A 19,455-nucleotide genomic window follows, 5' to 3' on the forward strand; every position below is an offset into this window, starting at 1 on the left:
GCCCCCTGTCGTCAGGGGCGAGTCGTTGCGGGTCTCCGCCAGCTGACGGGGAGATCGCGCATCACCAGAACGCTGTCGATCTGCGCGGCGCCCTGCGGAAGACCGTCGAAGAACGACGACCTGACCTCGTTCACGCGGCCCGCCTCCACGGCCCAGCGCGCCGCGGACAGTTCCACGGCCTCCGCTCCCCTGCCGTCGCGTCGCGGCGACCAGCCGGTGGCGCCCGCCCGGTAGAACCGTGAAGCGTCGCCCACTGTCGGGAAGAGCGAGCTCTCCCATTCCTCCGACACCTCGATGTCTGCGGAGACGCTCGCGTCGGACGCCTGCATCCGGACCTGGATTCGCGAGTCGGTCTCGTCGATGTCGAACCGCGCGCGCCGCTGCACGCCGGGGAAGAACCGACCCCCGCCGATGACGGGCACGATGTCCGAGGAGTGCCGCTCGATCACGTAGACGCCCGTGCGCGTGGTCCCGCCCTCGTCCCACTCGACCGCGAACCGGTGCGCGGCGTTCTCCGTGGAGATGCCCCACCGCGGTCGCAGCCATCCGGGACGCAGCTCCGTCAGCGCGATCAGGCACACCCCGCCGACCGCGCTCCCGTCGATGAGCTGCGGGCGGAAGGGGGCGGGGATCATCTCGCCGGCCACCGACGGATCGACCCGATACGTCAGCAGCAGACGGCGCCGCATACGGCCGCGAAGTGTGCGCATGAGGAGGTTCATGCCTAGAATTTAACAGCTTTGCTAAATAGCTACAAGCCTTTGATGCGGTCGTTCGGCGTCGCTCGAACCGTCACGCTCCGAGCCGCTTGAGCGCGTTCGCGACGACGTGCTTCGCGGAGGCGGCCGCCCGTCCGACGACCTCGGCGGCATGCGCCGCGCTTTCGGGAACCGCGTGGTAATCGATGTCGGGTGCGCTGTCGCCGTAGGCGTCGACCAGGAACGGCACCAGCCAGTCGTCCACGACTTCGAGCGGCTCGACCGCGAGGCTGTAGAAACGGCGCTGACCGTCTTCGCGCACGGTGACCAGCTCGGCGTCGCGCAGCACCTTCAGGTGCTTCGACACGGTGGGCTGGCTGATGCCCAGATCGGCGACGATCTGGCTGACGCTGGTGCCGGACTCCCCTTCGGTCGTGCGCCGCAGCAGGAGCTGGAGGATGTCTCGCCTCGTACCGTCTGCGATCACGTCGAAGATGTCCGTCATGAGTTCAGGGTAGTCGTCCCCGGCACGGAGTACCATGACGAAGGCTCGGCGACAGGCGCCGTGCGGTCGCTCGGCGCGACCGAAGGAGAAACCAGAGGGGGCAGCGATGTCGGGCATCGTTTCGGCGTCGTCCCCGCGGCAGAGCCTGAAGAGTGCGGCCGGATGGGTCAAGCACCTCGTCACCTCGTCGCCGTCGCGCTTCGCGATCGTCGTCTTCGCGCTGCTGATCCTCGTGTTCACGGTTCTCCTCTCCCTGCCGATCGCCTCCGCGAGCGGCACGGTCACGCCGCTGAGCGACGCCCTCTTCACCGCTGTCTCCACCATCTGCGTCACCGGACTCGCAACGGTCGACATGGCCAACTACTGGTCCCCCTTCGGACACGTCGTGGTGTTCCTCGGCGTGAACATCGGCGCCCTGGGTGTCCTCACCCTCGCGTCTCTCATGGGCATGCTGATCTCGAAGCGCCTCGGCCTGCGTGCCAAGCTGATGGCCGCCGGCGACACGAATCCGATGCGCGCGCACGGCGGCGTGGTCAACGAGAGCCAGACCGTGCGGCTCGGCGAAGTCGGCCAGCTGCTGACCACCGTCGCCGTCTCGGCGCTCATCATCGAAGCGTCGCTCGCGATCCTCCTCTATCCCGCGCTCGTGATGGCCGGGGTCGACCCGATCGCGGCGCTCTGGGAGGCGCCCTACTTCGCGGCGATGGCGTTCACGAACACCGGCTTCGCTCCCAACGACGGCGGCGTCGCGGTGTTCGCCGACGACTACCTGGTGCTCTCACTCCTCATGGTGGGCGTCTTCCTCGGCAGCATCGGCTTCCCCGTCATCTACACGCTCGCCAAGCACGTCTGGCACGTGAAGCGCTGGTCCCTGCACACCAAGCTCACCCTCGTCACGACCATCCTCCTGTTCATCCTGGGCGCGGCCGTCTTCGTCATCCTCGAGTTCAACAACCCGAAGACCTTCGGCTCCATGGACGCCACCGACACCACCTTCCAGGCGTTCTTCCTCTCGGCGATGACCAGATCCGGCGGTTTCAACGTGATCGAGATGGACGACCTGAACGGGTCCTCCCTGCTCGCGGCCAGCATGCTGATGTTCGTCGGCGGCGGCTCGGCGTCGACGGCCGGCGGCATCAAGGTGACCACCCTCGCCGTGCTCGCCATCGCCGTGTGGTCCGAGGCCAAGGGCCGTCAGTCCGTCGAGGCGTTCGGCCGCCGCATCCCGAGCGACGTGCAGCGCGTGGCCCTCAGCGTCGTCGCGTGGGGGGCCACGATCGTTGCGCTGTCGACGATCGTCATCGCCCAGATCACCAAGGCCGATATCAGCCACGTGCTGTTCGACGTGATCTCGGCGTTCGGCACGGTCGGCCTGTCGACGGGGCTCACCGCGGAACTTCCCGATTCGGCCTCGTACGTGATGGCCGCGACCATCTTCATGGGCCGCGTTGGTACAGTGACACTCGCCGCGGCGGTCGCCGCGACATCGCGAACGCAGTACTACTCACTGCCCGTGGAAAGGCCGATCGTTGGTTGAAGTCCTGCGGGGCGACGCTCCCGTCCTCGTCATCGGTCTCGGCAGGTTCGGCGCTGCCTGCGCCGGCGAGCTCGATCGCCTCGACCGCGAGGTGCTCGCGATCGACGACAACCTCGAACTCGTGCAGAAGTGGTCCGACCGGGTCACGCACACCGTGCAGGCCGACGCGAAGAACATCGACGCGCTGCGTCAGATCGGCGCCCAGGACTTCCAGGTCGCGGTCGTCGCCGTCGGATCCTCGATCGAGGCGTCGGTGCTGATCACCGCGAACCTCGTCGACCTTAAGGTGCCGCAGATCTGGGCCAAGGCCGTCTCCCAGTCGCACGGCAAGATCCTCGCCCGTGTCGGCGCCAACCACGTCATCTACCCCGAGCGCGAAGCGGGTGAGCGCGTGGCGCACCTCGTGAGCGGACGGATGCTCGACTTCATCCGCTTCGACGACGACTTCGTCCTCGCCAAGATGTACCCGCCGAAGTTCATCCGCGGCGTCGGACTGAACGAGTCCGGCGTGCGATCCAAGTACAAGGTCACCGTCGTCGGGGTGAAGAGTCCGGGCAAGCCGTTCCGCTATGCCGAGGCGAACACGATCGTGACGAACCACGACCTCATCATCGTCTCGGGCACCAACAGCGACATCGAGCGCTTCGCCGGCCTCGACCGCTGACGACGCGTCGTCCGGTCTGCCGACTCCCCCTCGCGGCGGATGTGAGGGTCCCCGTCGTCGTGATGGGATGGGACCCATGACCGACCACACCGCGGCTCCTCCCGTCCTCGCCCTTCGCGGGCTTCGCAAGCAGTTCGGGCAGAAGGTCGCCGTCGACAGTCTCTCCCTCGACGTGCCGGCCGGATCCATGCTGGGGCTGCTCGGCCCGAACGGGGCGGGCAAGACCACCACCCTCGCGATGGCCACGGGCCTGCTGCGTCCCGATGCGGGAACCGCCTGGGTGCTCGGTGCGGACGTGTGGCAGAACCCCGCCGAGGCGAAGGCGCGTATGGGCGTGCTGCCCGACGGCATCCGCATGCTCGACCGACTGACCGGCGCCGAGTTGCTGCGATACACCGGGCTCCTGCGCGGCATGGCCGAGGCGGACGTCGTCTCCCGGACCGTCGACCTGCTCGTGGCCCTCGGGCTCGCCGACGCCCGCGACACGCTCGTCGTCGACTACTCCGCGGGCATGCGCAAGAAGATCGGACTCGCCTGCGCGCTGATCCACGCTCCGCGCCTGCTCATCCTCGACGAGCCGCTCGAGGCCGTGGACCCGGTGTCGGGCGAGACGATCCGGCAGATCCTGCGATCGTTCGTCGACGGCGGCGGCACGGTCGTGCTTTCCAGCCACGTGATGGAACTCGTCGAATCGATGTGCGACAGAGTCGCCATCGTCGCCGAGGGACGCCTGCTCGCGCACGGCCCGCTCGACGAGGTGCGAGCCGGCCTCTCGCTGCAGCAGCGCTTCCTCACGCTCGTGGGCGCGCACGACCTCGGAACGGAGACGCTCGCATGGTTGCGCTCCTCGTAAGTCTGCGCTGGCGGCAGCTCCGCCATCAGTTGTCCCGCAATCCCTGGATGATCGTCACCTTGATCATCACGGGCATGGTCGCGCTCGGGCTCCTCGCCGGACTCACCGCCGGACTCGTCGCGCTGCGCTTCGCCGCGCCCGACGGCGCCGTCACCGCCATCGTGCTCACCGGCTCGGTGATCGTGCTCGGGTGGTGGATCGGGTCGATCCTGGTCAGCGCCGACGACTCGCTCGCTCCCGAGCGCTTCGCTCTGCTGCCCGTGACCGCAACCGCACTGCTGCCGGGTTTCGTCGTCGCCGGCGCCACGACCATCGGTGGCATCGGCACCACGGTCGCCCTGCTGCTGACGCTGCTCGGCTGGTCGGTCAGCATGCCCGCTCTGTTGAGCGCCGTGATCATGATCCCGGTGGCCGTCGTCACCTGTGTGCTCGGTGCCCGCGTGGTGAGCGGCCTCCTCGCCGGCTGGCTGGCGCGCCGCAGCACACGCGACCTGGTGCTGACCCTCGGCGTGCTGCTCGCCGCCTCGTCCGGCCTCATCCTCAACCTGGGGATCGGGGCCTTGACCAGGGTCGGTGACGTCGGAGAGGCGTTCACCACCATCGCCGACATCGCCGCCTGGACACCGGTGGGTGCCGTATTCGGGGTGTCCGCCTCGGCCGCACAGGGTGACATCCTCACCGCCGCGCTCCGCCTGCTGATCGCCCTCGCGACGGTGGTCGTGCTGTGGTTCGCGTCGCAGCGGCTGCTGGCCGCGCGACTCGTCTCGCCGATCCAGAGCAGCGGGGGCGGACGGGTGCGTTCCGGCGGTCTGCTCGACCGGGTGCTGCCGGCGAACTCGATGGGGGCGATCGCCGCACGGTCGCTGCGCTACTTCCGTCGTGATCCGCGCCAACTGGTCAACATCGTGATGCTCCTGCTGCTGCCGGCGATCTTCATCGGCATCGCGCTGATGAACGGTCTGCAGGAGGAGGCGATCGGCTTCGCCCCGGCCATCACCCTGATCCCCGCGATCAACGCCCTGCTCGCCGGAACAATCGTGCAGATGGCGATCGCCTACGACAACGATGCCGTCGCCATCCATATCCTCACCGGGGTCAGCGGTGCCGCCGACCGCGCGGGACGCCTGCTCGGCTTCGGGCTGATCGCGGTTCCGGTGACGATCGTGCTGTGCGTGGCGACCTGCCTCCTCGCCGGACGTCCCGACCTGCTGCCGGGCAGTCTCGGCGCCGCTCTCGGCCTGACGGCGATCGCCGGCGGCGCCGGCGCATGGGTGGGGAGCTTCCTCCCCGGACGCGCACCCGCCCCGGAGGCGAATCCCTTCGGACGCGGCTCGTCCGGAGGAGTGCAGTCGTTGCTCGCGATGATCATCATCGGTCCGATCACGCTCGCCCTCGGTGCCCCCGCACTCGGATTCGCGATCGCGGCGATCTGGAACCCCGCCCTTGGCTGGGTCAGCCTCGCATGCGGCATCGCGTTCGGCGGACTGGCGATCTGGGGTGGAACCGTGCTCGGCGGGAGGGTCCTGGATCGTCGCTGGCCCGAGGTGCTCGCCGACGTGTCCAGCGAGAGCTGAGCGAGACCGGAACCCGTCAGGCGTCGATGTCGAGGATGACCTCGATCACGTCGTCCACGCCGAGGCCCTCGCGGTCCTGGAGCGCCTTCTTGATCGGCACGATGTATCCGCCGTCCTTCGGCCACAGGGCGGTGGTCACCGTGGTCTCACCGACAGTGACCGATGCGGGGATCATGCCCCACCCGTACGTGACGACGGAAGCGATCTCGTGGATCAGCTCGCTCTCGGCGGCTGGCACCGTGACGAAATGGAACGGCGCGGGACCGCGCCAGTACCAGATCGCGCCCTCGATCCGCAGTCGCATCACTCACGCCCCGGCGGCGAGTTCCCTGGCACGCGCGAGAGCCGCAGCGGCGGCATCGGCGAAGGTGCGCTCGAGATGCGCGTCCTGCAGCACAGCGACCGCACGCTCGGTCGTCCCCTTCGGACTGGTGACCCGACGACGAAGTTCCGTCGGGTCCTCGCCCGAGGCGTCGAGCAGCGCCGTCGCGCCGATGAACGTCTGCTCGACCATCAGGCGGGCATCGGCGTCGTCGAACCCCATGCCGACGGCGGCCTTCGTGAACTCCTCGATCAGCAGGTAGACGTACGCCGGACCGGAACCCGAGATCGTCGACAGCGCATCGATCTGAGACTCGGGCACCTCGACCACGGCTCCGACGGTCTGGAAGAGGCGACGCACCAGAGCCAGGTCATCATCCGAGACCGCGGCGCCTGCCGCGATTCCCGTGACCCCCTTGCGGACGGTCGACGGGGTGTTGGGCATGGAGCGGATGACGCGGGCATCCGCACCGAGCACGTCGGCGAAGGTCTGCAGCGTGACGCCGGCGGCGACGCTCACCACGATCGTGTCGGCGGCGAGGTGCGGGGCGATCTCGCGGAGCAGGTCGGGCACCATGGCCGGCTTCACGCCGACCAGCACGATGCGGGCGCCCTCCACCGCCTCGGCGTTGCCGTCCGGCCGCTCGGCGAGCGCGATGCTCGTGACGCCGTCGAGCCCGGCGAAGGCCTCCGCCTTCTCCGCGGTGCGGTTCGTCGCGGCGATGCCGCCGTCGATGGGGATACCCGAGGCGACCACCCCACGGAGGATCGCACCACCCATCGAGCCGGCACCGAGGAAAGCGAGCGAAGGAAGCGAGTCAGCCATGTCGTCATCCTACGGCGGGCACTCCGACATCCTCGGGCGGGCGGTTCTAGACTCGTCCCATGAGTGCATCCGGAGGCAACAAGGCCATCGTCGCGGCGTTCCTGGCGAACATGGGCATCGCCCTCGCGAAGTTCATCGCCTGGGCCCTCTCCGGGTCTGCCTCGATGCTCGCGGAGGCGATCCACTCCGTCGCCGACTCCGGAAACCAGCTGCTGCTGCTGCTGGGAGGGCGCAAGGCCCGACGCGAGGCCGACCGTGCGCACCCGTTCGGGTACGGGCGAGAGCGCTACGTCTACGCCTTCGTCGTCTCGATCATCCTCTTCTCGGTCGGTGGTCTCTTCGCGATCTACGAAGGCGTCGAGAAGCTCACGAATCCGCACGAGCTCGACAAGACGTGGTGGTGGCTGCCGCTCGTCGTGCTCGTCGTCGCGATCGGGCTCGAATCCTTCTCGCTGCGCACCGCCGTGCGCGAGAGCAACCTCGTGCGGGAGAAGGGCCAGTCGTGGGTGTCGTTCGTGCGTCGTTCGAAGGCACCTGAGCTCCCGGTCGTGCTGCTCGAAGACGTGGGAGCGCTGACCGGCCTCACGTTCGCCCTTCTCGGCGTCGGCCTCACCCTCATCACGGGCAACCCGATGTTCGATGCACTCGGCACCGTGATGATCGGTGTGCTGCTGGTGCTGATCGCGATCGTGCTGGGCGTCGAGACGAAGAGCCTCCTGGTCGGTGAAGGCGCGACGCAGGCGGACCACGACCGTATCGTGGACGCGATCAACGCGGGCGACGAGATCGAGAAGATCATCCACATGAAGACGCTCTACCTCGGCCCGGACGAGCTGATGGTCGCCGCGAAGATCGCGCTGAACGCCGACAAGCCGCTGCGCGAGGCCGCCGACGACATCAACGCGATCGAGGCCCGTATCCGCGAGGCTGTTCCGGTGGCGCGGATCGTCTACATCGAGCCCGACGTGTACCGCCCGGCGATCGACCCCGAGCCCTCCACCGACGTCTTTGTACTGAAGTCGTCCGACTGAGCGGGGCTCGACTCAGCGACGCTGCTCGAAGAACGAACGCAGCACCGCTGTGGCCGCGTCGGCCTGGACGCCACCGATGACCTCGGCCCGGTAGGGCAGCCGGCGATCGCGCAGCACGTCGTACATGGACCCGGCCGCTCCGGCCTTGTCGTCCCAGGCTCCGAACACCACACGGCCGACGCGGGACTGCAGGATGGCACCGGCACACATGATGCACGGCTCGAGGGTGACCACGAGCGTGTGCCCGTCGAGGTTCCAGGAACCGACGGACGCCGCCGCGCGCCGCAGCGCCTCGATCTCGGCGTGACCGGTCGGATCGTGGGTCTCCTCGCGGGTGTTGCGCCCTTCGGCGATGATCCGCCCTCCCCCGTCGATCACGACGGCGCCGACGGGGATCTCGGATGCCGCGGCCGCCTCGGCGGCGAGCACGAGGGCGCGCTGCATCGCGAGGTCGTCTGCAGCGGTCATGCGTCGAGCCTACGACAGCCGCCGAGCGCGGGCGGAGCTTCGATGTCGTGCCCGACCGCGCGGCGCATTACCCTGTATCCATGCGTGTTCACGTGGCCGACCACCCTCTCATCACTCACAAGCTCTCGGTACTGCGCGATGCGCGCACGCCGTCGCCGGTCTTCCGGCAGCTCACGGAGGAGCTCGTCACGCTGCTCGCGTACGAGGCGACACGCAACGTGAAGGTCAGCCCGATCGAGATCACGACCCCGGTGACCACCACGACGGGCGTGAAGATCTCGGAACCGCGACCGATCGTCGTGCCGATCCTGCGTGCCGGTCTCGGCATGCTCGAAGGCCTCGTGAAGCTGCTCCCGACCGCCGAGGTCGGCTTTCTCGGCATGGTGCGCGACGAGACCACGTTCGAGCCGACGACCTACGCCGAGCGTCTGCCCGATGATCTGAGCGACCGTCAGTGCTTCGCGATCGACCCGATGCTGGCGACCGGGGGTTCGCTGGCCGCCGCGATCCAGTTCCTGTTCGACCGCGGTGCGAAGGACGTCACGGCGATCTGCCTGCTCGGCACCCCGGAGGGCGTCGCCGCGATCGAGGCGATGGCGGGCGACCGCGATGTGACCCTCGTGCTCGGCGCGCTCGACGAGCGCCTCGACGAGAAGGGGTACATCGTGCCCGGACTCGGCGACGCCGGCGATCGGCTCTACGGCACGGTCTGACGCTGACCTGCCCCGACGGGTCAGGCCTCGAGAGTCAGGCGGTAGGCGCGCTCATCGCCGAAGTGGGTGAAGCCGGCGCGCGCCAGGATCGGCGCCGACGTCGAGATGCGCCCCTTGACGAGCGCCGTCGTCGCTCCCCAGGCTGCGCTTTCTCGGAGGCGTTCGGCGAGGACCGCGCGGTACGCGCCGCGACCACGGTACTCCGGCAGTGTCGAAGCACCCCAGAGCCGGACGAATCCACCGTCGATCGTGCACCCGCCGGTGCTGACCGCCCGGCCGCCGATCCGCGCGAGGATCCGGAAGCCTTCGCGAGTCTCGAGCGCCGTCGTCACCTCGGCGAGCTCCGCCCGCAGTCCCTGCGGGTCGAGGGGCTCCTGCTGCCACACGGGCACGTTGACCGCGTCGACGTCGCGCACCTGCTCCAGCGTGCGCACGACCTCGACGGTGATGTCGTCCGGCACATCGACTGCTGCGGCTCCATCGACCGGTCGAGCGAACACCGCCACCATGTCGATATGCTCCGCTCCCCGCCGACGAAGCTCCTCCTCGATGTCCGGACGGTCGGAGGGGTTCGTCCAGAAGGTGAATCTCGACGCGTCCCACGCTCTCGTCCGCTCCAGAGCGTGGTCGACGATCTCCGTGGGCTCGAGGACGGAGCTCACCTGGGAACCGCGGACTCCGCCGCCGAATCTCGACGGATCCCGCACGAGGAGCAACTCAGTGCGCTCGTGCTCGCTGTCGCGCGGGAACCACACCCAGGCCGCAGCCGCGCGCAGGATCTCGTCTGTCGAGTGCGCGTGCGTCGGCTCGCTCATTCCGCCGCACCGACCAAGCGGGCGAAGGCGCTGAGCCGAGCCACTCCCTCCGGCGTGTACGGCAGATCGTCGAGCAACGCGGGCGAGTGGATCAGATAGGCGACGACCTGCGCGCGGGAGATCGCCACGTTGAGCCGATTCTGGAGCAGCAGGAACTCGGGTCCGCGGGGAGCGTCCCGTCCGCTCGAGGCGGCGAGCGACGTGATGGAGACGACAGCCTCCTTGCCTTGGAAGTTATCGACAGTGCCCACCGGAACGTCGGGGAAGCCGGCGTCGGAAAGCGCGTCGAGCACCAGCTGACGCTGCGCGTTGTAAGGCGTGACGACGATGATGTCGGACGGCGTGAGCGGCCTCGTCGAGGCGTCGGGGTCGTTGTCGGTGAACGTTCTCCCGACCAGATCGCGCACGAGTCGTACGACCTCGGCGGCTTCCTCCGGTGACTGCGTCGCGTTGCCGCGGTGGCGCAGCGGCACGACGTGCAGCCCCGGATCGACTCCGTCGAGTGAGCGGCGCTCGGTTCCCGGCGCCGAGGCGAGTTGTCCGGCGTAGGCGAGCTTCGACACCGGCGCAGCCACGAACGGATGCATCCGCCACGACCGTGCGAGGAAGTACCCGTATTCGGGCCGCACCACGGGGTCGCCGTCCATCACCCAGCCGAGGGCCGAGGTGTCGACCGGCTCCGGATGCGCGCCCTGGCTCACCTGCGGGAGCTGTTGCGGATCACCGAGGAGCAGCAGCCGCTTCGCCCCAGCCGCGACGGCGATCGTCGAGGCGAGCGAGAACTGACCCGCCTCGTCGATCACGAGAAGATCGAGGCCGGCACGATCGACACGCTGGGTGTTGCTGAAATCCCAGGCCGTGCCACCGACGACGGCCCCCTCGCCCGCGTGCTCGGCGAGGAACGATGCCATGCCGTTCTTCGGGATCACGGTGTACGGCGGCTCTGCCTCGGGATCTTTCGGCGCCTTCGCGACCTGCGCCGGCGCGACGCCGTCGGCGACGATGCGCGCGAGAAGGGTCTCGATGATCGCATGCGACTGCGCCACGACGCCGACTTTGAAACCGTGTTCGTTCACCAGGCGCGCGATCACACGCGATCCCGTATAGGTCTTCCCTGTCCCCGGAGGGCCCTGCACCGCCAGGTAGCTGCGGTCGAGGTCGAGCACACCACGCACGATCGCATCGATCGTGTCGTCGCGGGCCGGGGGCAGTGCTTCGCCCGATGTCGTGCGCGGGGGAATTCGACGCAGGATGTCGGTCGCCGCGTCGTGCGGGAAGCCGGGGGCGGCCGCGTGCACGGCATCGGCCCACTCGTCGATCGCTCCCTGCAGTGAGACCACTCGCGGAGGCGCCGCCGGGGTGAGAGCGAGCGGCAGCTCGTCCCAGGTCTGACCCTGCACTGCCGACTCGGAGACGAGGTAGCCGTCGTCGAGCACCTCGACCACCGTGACGGTGTGCGGCACGTGGACGGCGCGTGAAGGCACCTCGGTGTCGAAGGGGGCCGGGACCTCGTAGAGCGCGAACGGCTGCGCACCCGGGCCGAGCGTCGTGCCGGGCGACACCTCGCCGCGGATCTCGATGTCACGCGACATCACACGTCGTCCCTCGCCGATGCTCCACTCGCGGCGCACGACCGACGACGGGCGATCGACCTTCACCACATCACGCGTGCCGTCCCACATCGTCACCGGCTCTCGCAGCCGCTGGAAATGCGACACCCAGAAGCTCTTCGCCTCGCGGGGGAAGTAGTCGATGGCCGCGGCGGCGATACGGTGCACGAGCCCGTCGCCGCCGTCTTCCACGGCGCGTTCCGCATCGGCGAGCAGCGCGACGGAACGGGGGGACGGCTCGTAGATGACCTCGTCGGCATCGTCGGGCGGCGCGGGCGTCACGCCCTTCCGGCGTGCGATGTCGATGAGCCAGTTGCGCAGGCGTCGTGTCGACACGCAGTCATAGCGGTTGTAATCGGCGAGGTCGGCCAGCACTGCGTCGGCCTCGGCTTTCTCCCCCGCCGCCGCGAGCTCACGAGCGGCGACGTACTGCACGATCGAGTCGTCGCCCTTCTGCACGTCGCTGGTGCGCACGTCGTCGCCCATGTAGAGCGGTTCGAGTTTCTTGATCGAGTACGACCGGGAGCCGACCCGGACGGTCCTCAGCACGAGCGGGTAGAGATCGACGAACACGCCCTCGCGCAGCAGCCGATCGACCTCGCCCTCGCGCACGCCGTGCCGCGCGGCCATCGCCACGAGGTGCGAGGTCTCGTACGGCGCGTAGTGGTAGATATGCATGCCGGGATGCGCCAGCCTGCGCGCATTGACGAAGTCGAGGAACGTCTCGAGAGCCCGCCTCTCGTCGGCGAATGTATGAGCCCACAACGCCGAGTACTGGTCAGCGTTGTCGACCCAGCCGAAGAGGTAGTCGATCCCCCACTGCGCCTCGCCGTCGGGAGCGGGTTCGGTGTAGAGCGGGTCGCCCTCGAAGTCGAAGAAGATATCGCCGTGGCTGGGCAGCGGGAGTGTGTGGATCGCCTGCGCGTAGTGGACGTCGAATGTCGGTGCTCCCTCGGCGTCAGCACGCAGCTGCAGACGCGCCTGGGCTCGGAGAGTCTCGAACGTGTCGACGTTCATGCCCGCGGGAGCGTCGGGTGCCACGGCCAACTCGTCGATCGTCTCGATGCCGGATGCCCGCAGACGTGCTCGCTGCACCGGACGCATCCGCGCCACCATCAGGAGGTCGCGATGCGCGAGCACCTGCTCCTCGCAGGTGGCGCAGCGGCCACAGGCCACGATCTGGAGGTCGCCGCGATCATCGCCCCATGCGAGCGGCGCGCCCGTCGCACCCTCGGCGATGCGTCGATCGGCGATGAGGGCGCGCAGTCGCGCCCGCCGCACCTGGAACAGCGGAAGGAGATCGTCGACGGTGTGCGTGCTGAGCGTGCCGTCGCCGAGGATGAGGTCGACCTCGTCGGAGCGCGGGATGCCGAGGCGATCGAGCTGGTCGACATATGCCGCCAGCTGCATGAGCGCCGTGACGCGGGCCTTGCGGGCGAGCTTGGAGTCCTGCACCCGCCAGCGGCCGTCGTGATCCGTGCGGAGGAAGTCGGCGAAACCGACGAACTCCTCGGTCGCGAAAGCCGCCTGGAAGACGACCTCCGCATCCGAGCGGAGGGCGGCAATGGTCTCGTCGACCGCATCCGCCAATGCATCGGCATCGACGGAAGAGACCTTCTCGATGCGGTGGACCTTCTCGTCACCGAGGTCGTCGATGTAGCGGGCCAGCACGTTCTGCTCGTGCACATCGCCCAACTCGGCGGCCCGCTTCAGGGTCGCGTCTTCCGGCTCTTCGACCGCCGGCACTCTTCCGAGCTTCGCGTCGATCGCCCGACACCACGCGAACTCGCACTCCGCGGCCGCCTTGAGGTCGCTCGCGCTCCAGATGACGCGCTGCGCCTGAGTGTCGATCCGCACGATGCTCCCGTTCTGTCGGATGCTTCGACACTATCCGCGGCATCCGACACGGGCGAAAGCGTGGACCTCCCGGGAAAGCGGGTCAGCGCCACCAGGTGTCGTCGGGCGTCACCGGAAGATGGCGCTTGTGCTGCGTCGCGAGGTACCTCGCCTCGATGCGGCCGGCGACCTCGGGCTCGACGTCGCGCCCTTCCAGGAAGTCGTCGATCTGCTCGTAGGTGAGACCCAGCTCGTCCTCGTCGGCACGGCCGGGTTGGCCGTCGAGCAGGTCGGCGGTCGGCACCTTGAACGCGAGGCGGTCCGGAGCACCGAGGAACTGCAGCAGCGAACGCCCCTGCCGTTTGCTCAGCCCCGACAACGGCAGGACGTCAGCCGCACCGTCGCCGAACTTCGTGTAGAAGCCGGTCACGGCCTCGGCGGCGTGATCGGTGCCGATGACGAGCATCCCGTCGTGGCCGGCGAGGGCGTACTGCGTGACCATGCGGACGCGGGCCTTGATGTTGCCGCGGTTGAAGTCGCTGATGTCGCTCGTGACCGCGAACTCGATGTCCTCCTCGACCCCGTCGACACCGTTCTGGATGTTGACCTCGACCGAGGAGTCGGGTGCGATGAACTCGAGGGCGGCCTCGGCGTCTGCCGCGTCGTGCTGCACGCGGTAGGGCAGACGCACGGCAAGGAACTTCGCCTCGCCTCCTTCGGACCGCACCCGTTCGACCGCGAGCTGTGCGAGGCGTCCGGCCAGCGTGGAGTCCTGCCCACCGGAGATGCCGAGCACGAAGCCCTTCGCGCCGGTCGAGCGAAGGTACTCGACGAGGAACCCGACCCGGCGCTCGACCTCGGCTTCCGGGTCGATCTCCGGCCGGACGCCGAGGTCTTCAGAGATCTGCTGCTGCAACGACATGTCATCCTCCGTCTTGTCCTCGAATCAGTATCGCCCCTCTGTGTTACGCACGGGTGACGCCGCGGCGTTCGCACGTTCCTGCCAGTGAAGTCCTGAGAGAATGGGGCGGTGAAGCTCCTCGTCGCTGCCCTTGATTCCGAACTGTCCGCCTTCCCGGAAGAGCTGGACGGCTTCGACCGACTCGTGACCGGCCCCGGCAAGCTGCCGGCGACGTATGCGCTCACCCGCGCGCTCGATGCCCGGGTCTACGACGAGATCGTGGTCGTGGGCACGGCGGGCGCGATCGACCCCGCTCTCGAGGCGACCGTGCATGAGGTCGGAACCGCATTCCAGCACGACGTGACCGACCTCGACGGCGTCCGTGGCCAGCACGTCTCCCTTCCGGCGCGCGTCAGCACCGGAAGGGAAGGTGTTCTGATCGCCACCGGTGACCACTTCGTGGAGGACGCCGAGGTCACCGCCGTGATCCGTCCGTCGGGGGCGGCCCTGGTCGACATGGAGACGTACGCCTTCATCTGGGTCGCCGCACAGTTCGATGTGCCGATCCGCGTGTTCCGCGCCGTCTCCGATCAGGCTGAGGACGGTGCGCTGACGGATTGGCGCGAGGCCGTCGCACGATGCAGCGTGCAGCTGCGCGACTTCATCCGCAGCGAGTACGGCGTCTGACGAAGGGGGCGCCCTCCCGCGCTCGCGTCAGCCTCGATCTCGGTCTCGGTCTCGGGTCAGCGCGCCTCGATGACGCTGGGTCCGTTCGGCAGTGCGCGCACCGTGAGCTGGGCGGGGATCTGCTCCTGCATGGCCTCGACGTGACTGATCACTCCGACGGTGCGGCCCCCCTGCCGTAGTTCGTCGAGAGTGCGCATGGCGACATCGAGCGTGTCGCCGTCGAGGGAACCGAATCCTTCGTCGATGAAGAGCGTGTCGAGGCGGATGCCGCCCGCGCGCGCGGTCACGACCTCGGCCAGTCCGAGGGCGAGAGCGAGCGATGTGAGGAACGTCTCGCCCCCTGACAGCGACTGCGGCGGCCTGGTCTGCCCGGTGAAGGCGTCGAAAACCACGATGCCGAGTCCGGATGCCGCCCCGCGGGCAGCGAGCGCATCGGAGTGCTGCAGCTGATACCGACCGGCGGACATGTCGTGCAGTCGACGGTTGGCCGCCTCGACGATCTCCTCGAGCTCCGCGGCCAGCACGAACGTCTCCAGCGTCATCTTGCGGGTGTTGGCACCTCGCCCCGCGATCGTGTCGGCGAGGTTCTGCAGCACCTCGAACTCCGCGGCATCGTCGGCGGTGCGAGCCTGCTCGTCCGAAGCCGAGTCGATCAGCCCTCCGAGCCGCTCTGCGGTTGCCGCGGCTCTGGCGGCTTCGTCGACCGCGCGCGTCCAGACGCTGCGTGCGTCCGCCGATGCCTGCTCGGCCGGCGCGAGGTCTATCGGCTCTTCCGGCAGCGTGCGCAACTCGAGGTCGAACAGGATGGCCCGTTCCTTCTCTCGTTGCACCGCATGCTGCGCGATCCGCGTGTCGAGCGCCTCCTGCTCTGTGGCCGAGCGTAGAGCGTCTTCCGCCGCCGCCTCGTCATCGAACACGGAGTCTGCGAGCGCCGCCTCGCGCTCCGCCTCGGCTTCGGCGAGAGCTTCGACCCTGCGTGCCCGCTCCGAGATCGCATGGATCACGGCGCGGGCCGCGGCGATCTTCGCCTCGGTGACGGACATCCGTGCGGCAACTGTGTCGAAACCGCCCCGCGCCTCGGCGATCAGCTCGTGTGCCTCCGCGCTGCGCTGGCGGAGGAGCGCATGCCGTTCGCGCAGTTCTGCGAGAGCCCTGGCATCGTCTTCCCGCTCGGCGTCGAGGAGTTCGACACGGGCGACGAGTTCGTCCATGCGACCGTCGAGCGTCTTCAGCGCCTCGGCGGCGGCACGGCTGCTCGAGAGTGCCGCAGCGGCCTCGGCGTACTCGCTCTCGGCCTGTTCGACATCCCGACCGTCGGCGCGGGCGGTGACGGCGGCGAGTTCGGCGCGCAACGTCGAGGAGCTCGACGCCAGATCACGCTCCTTCTGCGATGCGGCATCTCGCGCGCCCTCTGCGGCGGCGATGTCTTCGGGCGAGACCGGATCCGAATGCGTGGCCGGCGCCGGATGATCGAGCGAGCCGCAGACCGGACAGGGGTGCTCGTCGCGGAGCGTCGAGGCGAGCTCTCCGGCCATGCCGTCGGCTCGTCGCTGACGCAGTCGCGCCAGAGCTGACTGCGTATCCGCGTGCAGCGCGGTGGCCTGCGAGAGCTCCTGCTCGAGGGAGATCTCGGCGATTCGCAGCCGTTCCACCTCGTGCGCCGCCGTGAGGCGTAGCTCTGCCGCCTGCTGCGCGGCCTGCCGGTCTTCCCCCCGATCGGCGAGGCGACGGGTCTCGTCGCGCAGCGTGTGCAACGCGGCGATCTCGTCGGGAAGCGCGGCACGCCTCACGTTCGCAGCTTCGATGCGCGCGGTCGCTGCCACGACCGCCTCCTCCGCTGCGCGGACTTCGGCGTCGAGCGTCGGCGCGCTCTCCTCGAGTTCTCGCGCGCGTTGCCAGGCACCGCTCTCTCTGGTCGCCGCCGCCGTCCAGGCCTCGAGGTCGCCGTCCACGTCGAGACCGAGCGCCTCGCCCGCCGCGTGGGCGTCCTGTTCGTCTCGGGAGGCGACCGCGAGCGCGGAATGCGCGCGCGCCACTGCGGCGATCGTCGACCGCAGCGCCTCCGCGGCTCGGGCCGCAGCGAGCTCTGCGCGGGCATCGTCGATCAGGGGCGCTTCGGCCTCGAGTCGTTCGAGCGCCGACCTCGCGCGGTCGCGCTCGCGCTGCGCCCGCTGCTCGTCCCGCGCCACTGCGAGAGACTCGTCGGCTGCGGCCGACCGCTTCTCCGCGTCGACCTGCTCGGATGCTCGACGCTCTGCGCGGTAGTCGGCGCGGGCCTTCGCACGTCGGAGGGCGTCGAGCCGATCTTCGATCGAAGACGGGGCGCGAACCGTCTCGGGCGGGGTCTCATCGCCCTCTCCTGACAGGCCATCGGCGGACACCAGCCGCTCAGCCTCCTCGACGCGGGCCTCGACCGTCGCGAGCCGGGCGCCCAGAGCGTGCTCGGCCACACGACGACGCTCATCGAACCGCGCCTGCACATCTTCGAACCGCTGGGTGCCGAACAGGCGGCGCAGAAGCGCCTGGCGGTCTCGACTGCCCGCGAGGAGGAACTCCGAGAACCGGTTCTGCGCGAGCAGGATCACCTGCAGGAACTGCTCACGGCTGAGCTGCAGGATCTCGTCGAGCTCTCCGGCGACATCGACGGCCCGCGCCGCACGACCGATCCACCCGACATCCGTCCACTCGTCGAGGGCGACGGCCGAGGCCTGCTTGGTCATCCCTCCCCCGCGCTTGGCCGGGCGCAGGTACTCGGGCGACCGGGTCACCCGGAAGCGGCCGGTCGGCGTGCTGAATTCGACGACGACCTCGGAGGGATCGTCGGGCTCGCAGTGGTCGCTCCGCAGCCGCTTCTCGCCACCGTCGTAGCGCGGCACTCCGCCGTAGAGCCCGAAGCAGACGGCGTCGAGGATGCTGGATTTGCCCGCCCCCGTCCGTCCGGCGATCAGGAAGATGCCGTCGTCGGCGAACGCGTCGAAGTCGACGATCTGACGTGACCGGAAGGGGCCGAACCCCTCGACCTCCAGGCGATGAAGACGCATCTAGACGAGAGCCTCGGCACGAACTCGCTCGTCGAGCACCGCGCGGATCAGCTCGCCCTCCGCCTCCGTCGCTCCGTGCCCCGCCCTGACGTGCTCGAGGAAGGCCTCGATGCGGTCGGCATCGGTGACCGCGGTGCGCAGACGCTGCACATAGGAGCGCTCGCCCGCCTCGGCGGTGACCGAGGGCTGGTGCTGCACCATGGCGCAGTACGGGTAGCTCTCGCGAAGACGCCGCATCGGCTCTGTCTGCGGCACGGCGTCGGTGTAGACGGCACAGACCCAGTCGCCCGCGTGTTCTGCGACCAGTTCGGTCGACAGGAGATCGTCGAGCGCGCCCGTGAGTGTGACGAGGCGGCGCGGCACCGGCAGCTCCAACCATTCGACTCCGGAGAGACCCTCGGCATCGATGTCGACGAGCCAGGAACCGCGGGGCTTGTGCTGCTCGCCGAAGCTGTAGTGCAGAGGAGCGCCCGCGTAGCGCACCCGATCGCTGAGCTGCTGACGCCCGTGGATGTGGCCGAGCGCCACGTAGTCAGGACCGTCGAAGACGCTCAGCGGCACGACGTCGAGGCCGCCCTGACGCACCTCGCGTTCGAGCCCGGCGGTGGCGTCGACACCGGCGGCGAAGCAGTGCGCGATCGCGACCGAGCGCCCCGGGTGCTGTTCCATGCCGGCGCGGACCAGGTGCATCGCGTGAGCCATGGTCTGCGCTTGCGTGCGCAACGGGCGCCCGGAGCTGTCACCATCGGGCCAGTGCTGTCGCACGATGGCGGGTTCGAGGTAGGGAATGCCGAAGAAGTGCACGGGCCCGTGCGCATCGTTGACGGTCACAGGCGCTCCCACCGCGAGCGGGTCGGTCAGCACGTGGATGCCCTCGCGGAGCAGCCGCGCCTGGAAGCCGAGGCGCGCGGCCGAATCGTGGTTGCCGCTGGTCACGATCACCCGCGCCCCTGTCTCATGCAGCGCCACCAGCGCATCGCCGAGCAGGGTGTATGCGGTTCCGGAGGGCGTGGCGGAGTCGAAGACGTCTCCCGCGACGACGACGACGTCGACCGCGTTCTCGCGAACCTGCGCGGTGAGCGCCCCGAGCACCTCGGCGAGGGCGTCCATGGTCGAGTTGCCATGGAACGTCCGGCCGATGTGCCAGTCGGAGGTGTGCAGGATGCGCATACTCACACCGTACGAACCCCCTCCGACATTTCATCCGAGGCGTGCCGCAGCACCGCTCTCACGCCCTGCGGAGGAGGAAGCGGAAGGTCCCCTGACCCACCCTCGTCACGATGATCGGCACGCGGTGATGCGAGATGCCGTGTGCACCTTCACCTGTGCGGCGTGCGGGGCTGCGCGATGCGATATCTGGGCTGCCCTCCGCCCG

Annotated in this window: 17 protein-coding genes; 7 read left to right on the forward strand and 10 right to left on the reverse strand. The window is 69.1% G+C overall.

Features of this window, described 5'->3' with window-relative positions:
* Nucleotides 1-11: 11 nt before the first annotated feature.
* Together ACLFA2_RS04520 and ACLFA2_RS04525 are read right to left on the reverse strand one after the other, a co-directional pair.
* The gene (locus tag ACLFA2_RS04520; protein ID WP_167253103.1) at nt 12-722 is read right to left on the reverse strand and encodes a DUF2071 domain-containing protein; all 711 of its coding nucleotides are present in this window, start codon (nt 720-722) and stop codon (nt 12-14) included.
* A 70-nt stretch (nt 723-792) separates the two neighbouring features.
* Nucleotides 793-1,203, reverse strand: a complete 411-nt coding sequence (locus tag ACLFA2_RS04525) for an ArsR/SmtB family transcription factor (protein WP_426622106.1) — start codon at nt 1,201-1,203, stop codon at nt 793-795.
* A gap of 106 nt (nt 1,204-1,309) precedes the next feature.
* Here ACLFA2_RS04525 and ACLFA2_RS04530 point away from each other — a divergent pair, with 106 nt between their 5' ends.
* The 4 genes from ACLFA2_RS04530 to ACLFA2_RS04545 all read left to right on the forward strand — a co-directional run bounded on the left by ACLFA2_RS04530 (nt 1,310) and on the right by ACLFA2_RS04545 (nt 5,831).
* Nucleotides 1,310-2,740, forward strand: a complete 1,431-nt coding sequence (locus tag ACLFA2_RS04530; protein ID WP_021198063.1) for a TrkH family potassium uptake protein — start codon at nt 1,310-1,312, stop codon at nt 2,738-2,740.
* The gene (locus ACLFA2_RS04535) at nt 2,733-3,404 is read left to right on the forward strand and encodes a potassium channel family protein (RefSeq protein ID WP_021198064.1); all 672 of its coding nucleotides are present in this window, start codon (nt 2,733-2,735) and stop codon (nt 3,402-3,404) included. Before ACLFA2_RS04530 ends, ACLFA2_RS04535 begins: the two co-directional genes overlap by 8 nt.
* Nucleotides 3,405-3,480: 76 nt before the next feature.
* Entirely contained in the window at nt 3,481-4,257 is a 777-nt protein-coding gene (locus ACLFA2_RS04540) for an ABC transporter ATP-binding protein (RefSeq protein WP_021198065.1), read from the forward strand.
* 47 nt (nt 4,258-4,304) lie between these two features.
* Nucleotides 4,305-5,831 carry a hypothetical protein gene (locus tag ACLFA2_RS04545; RefSeq protein ID WP_426622107.1) on the forward strand — a complete coding sequence of 509 codons (1,527 nt, stop codon included), beginning with the start codon at nt 4,305-4,307 and terminating at the stop codon, nt 5,829-5,831.
* A gap of 16 nt (nt 5,832-5,847) precedes the next feature.
* Here the strand turns inward: ACLFA2_RS04545 and ACLFA2_RS04550 are convergent, their stop codons facing one another.
* Together ACLFA2_RS04550 and proC are read right to left on the reverse strand one after the other, a co-directional pair.
* Entirely contained in the window at nt 5,848-6,135 is a 288-nt protein-coding gene (locus ACLFA2_RS04550; RefSeq protein ID WP_031206638.1) for a DUF1905 domain-containing protein, read from the reverse strand.
* A 3-nt stretch (nt 6,136-6,138) separates the two neighbouring features.
* Nucleotides 6,139-6,978, reverse strand: a complete 840-nt coding sequence (gene proC, locus ACLFA2_RS04555; protein WP_021198068.1) for a pyrroline-5-carboxylate reductase — start codon at nt 6,976-6,978, stop codon at nt 6,139-6,141.
* Between the two features lie 59 nt (nt 6,979-7,037).
* Between proC and ACLFA2_RS04560 the strand changes: the two genes are divergently transcribed.
* Nucleotides 7,038-8,009, forward strand: coding sequence for a cation diffusion facilitator family transporter (locus ACLFA2_RS04560; protein WP_426622108.1), 972 nt, complete (start codon nt 7,038-7,040; stop codon nt 8,007-8,009).
* Between the two features lie 12 nt (nt 8,010-8,021).
* Here the strand turns inward: ACLFA2_RS04560 and tadA are convergent, their stop codons facing one another.
* The gene (gene tadA, locus ACLFA2_RS04565) at nt 8,022-8,477 is read right to left on the reverse strand and encodes a tRNA adenosine(34) deaminase TadA (RefSeq protein ID WP_021198070.1); all 456 of its coding nucleotides are present in this window, start codon (nt 8,475-8,477) and stop codon (nt 8,022-8,024) included.
* 80 nt (nt 8,478-8,557) lie between these two features.
* Between tadA and upp the strand changes: the two genes are divergently transcribed.
* Nucleotides 8,558-9,190 carry a uracil phosphoribosyltransferase gene (gene upp / locus ACLFA2_RS04570; RefSeq protein WP_021198071.1) on the forward strand — a complete coding sequence of 211 codons (633 nt, stop codon included), beginning with the start codon at nt 8,558-8,560 and terminating at the stop codon, nt 9,188-9,190.
* Between the two features lie 20 nt (nt 9,191-9,210).
* Here upp and ACLFA2_RS04575 read toward each other — a convergent pair whose 3' ends face one another.
* The 3 genes from ACLFA2_RS04575 to nadE form a co-directional block, all read right to left on the reverse strand.
* Complete coding sequence (locus ACLFA2_RS04575; RefSeq protein ID WP_426622109.1) at nt 9,211-10,005, reverse strand: GNAT family N-acetyltransferase; 795 nt, start codon at nt 10,003-10,005, stop codon at nt 9,211-9,213.
* Nucleotides 10,002-13,472, reverse strand: a complete 3,471-nt coding sequence (locus tag ACLFA2_RS04580) for a TM0106 family RecB-like putative nuclease (RefSeq protein WP_426622110.1) — start codon at nt 13,470-13,472, stop codon at nt 10,002-10,004. Before ACLFA2_RS04580 ends, ACLFA2_RS04575 begins: the two co-directional genes overlap by 4 nt.
* Nucleotides 13,473-13,554: 82 nt before the next feature.
* Nucleotides 13,555-14,373, reverse strand: a complete 819-nt coding sequence (gene nadE / locus ACLFA2_RS04585; RefSeq protein ID WP_029259755.1) for an ammonia-dependent NAD(+) synthetase — start codon at nt 14,371-14,373, stop codon at nt 13,555-13,557.
* 108 nt (nt 14,374-14,481) lie between these two features.
* Here nadE and ACLFA2_RS04590 point away from each other — a divergent pair, with 108 nt between their 5' ends.
* Nucleotides 14,482-15,039 carry a hypothetical protein gene (locus tag ACLFA2_RS04590; RefSeq protein ID WP_021198075.1) on the forward strand — a complete coding sequence of 186 codons (558 nt, stop codon included), beginning with the start codon at nt 14,482-14,484 and terminating at the stop codon, nt 15,037-15,039.
* A gap of 56 nt (nt 15,040-15,095) precedes the next feature.
* Here ACLFA2_RS04590 and ACLFA2_RS04595 read toward each other — a convergent pair whose 3' ends face one another.
* The gene (locus tag ACLFA2_RS04595; RefSeq protein ID WP_347124908.1) at nt 15,096-18,080 is read right to left on the reverse strand and encodes an SMC family ATPase; all 2,985 of its coding nucleotides are present in this window, start codon (nt 18,078-18,080) and stop codon (nt 15,096-15,098) included.
* Nucleotides 18,081-19,250: an exonuclease SbcCD subunit D gene (locus ACLFA2_RS04600; RefSeq protein WP_426622111.1), complete on the reverse strand. Its 1,170-nt coding sequence runs from the start codon at nt 19,248-19,250 to the stop codon at nt 18,081-18,083.
* Between the last annotated feature and the right edge of the window lie 205 nt (nt 19,251-19,455).

The organism is Microbacterium sp. As-52, assembly GCF_049949185.1.
Taxonomy (GTDB): Bacteria; Actinomycetota; Actinomycetes; order Actinomycetales; family Microbacteriaceae; genus Microbacterium; species Microbacterium maritypicum_A.

What these genes read in the sequence shown, in the direction of transcription:
- tadA (WP_021198070.1), bottom strand. Translation starts at nt 8,477, where the DNA reads ATGACCGCTGCAGACGACCTCGCGATGCAGCGCGCCCTCGTGCTCGCC.
- ACLFA2_RS04545 (WP_426622107.1), top strand. Translation starts at nt 4,305, where the DNA reads ATGATCGTCACCTTGATCATCACGGGCATGGTCGCGCTCGGGCTCCTC.
- ACLFA2_RS04525 (WP_426622106.1), bottom strand. Translation starts at nt 1,203, where the DNA reads ATGACGGACATCTTCGACGTGATCGCAGACGGTACGAGGCGAGACATC.
- nadE (WP_029259755.1), bottom strand. Translation starts at nt 14,373, where the DNA reads ATGTCGTTGCAGCAGCAGATCTCTGAAGACCTCGGCGTCCGGCCGGAG.
- ACLFA2_RS04520 (WP_167253103.1), bottom strand. Translation starts at nt 722, where the DNA reads ATGAACCTCCTCATGCGCACACTTCGCGGCCGTATGCGGCGCCGTCTG.
- ACLFA2_RS04600 (WP_426622111.1), bottom strand. Translation starts at nt 19,250, where the DNA reads ATGCGCATCCTGCACACCTCCGACTGGCACATCGGCCGGACGTTCCAT.
- proC (WP_021198068.1), bottom strand. Translation starts at nt 6,978, where the DNA reads ATGGCTGACTCGCTTCCTTCGCTCGCTTTCCTCGGTGCCGGCTCGATG.
- ACLFA2_RS04595 (WP_347124908.1), bottom strand. Translation starts at nt 18,080, where the DNA reads ATGCGTCTTCATCGCCTGGAGGTCGAGGGGTTCGGCCCCTTCCGGTCA.
- ACLFA2_RS04575 (WP_426622109.1), bottom strand. Translation starts at nt 10,005, where the DNA reads ATGAGCGAGCCGACGCACGCGCACTCGACAGACGAGATCCTGCGCGCG.
- ACLFA2_RS04560 (WP_426622108.1), top strand. Translation starts at nt 7,038, where the DNA reads ATGAGTGCATCCGGAGGCAACAAGGCCATCGTCGCGGCGTTCCTGGCG.
- ACLFA2_RS04540 (WP_021198065.1), top strand. Translation starts at nt 3,481, where the DNA reads ATGACCGACCACACCGCGGCTCCTCCCGTCCTCGCCCTTCGCGGGCTT.
- ACLFA2_RS04550 (WP_031206638.1), bottom strand. Translation starts at nt 6,135, where the DNA reads ATGCGACTGCGGATCGAGGGCGCGATCTGGTACTGGCGCGGTCCCGCG.
- ACLFA2_RS04530 (WP_021198063.1), top strand. Translation starts at nt 1,310, where the DNA reads ATGTCGGGCATCGTTTCGGCGTCGTCCCCGCGGCAGAGCCTGAAGAGT.
- upp (WP_021198071.1), top strand. Translation starts at nt 8,558, where the DNA reads ATGCGTGTTCACGTGGCCGACCACCCTCTCATCACTCACAAGCTCTCG.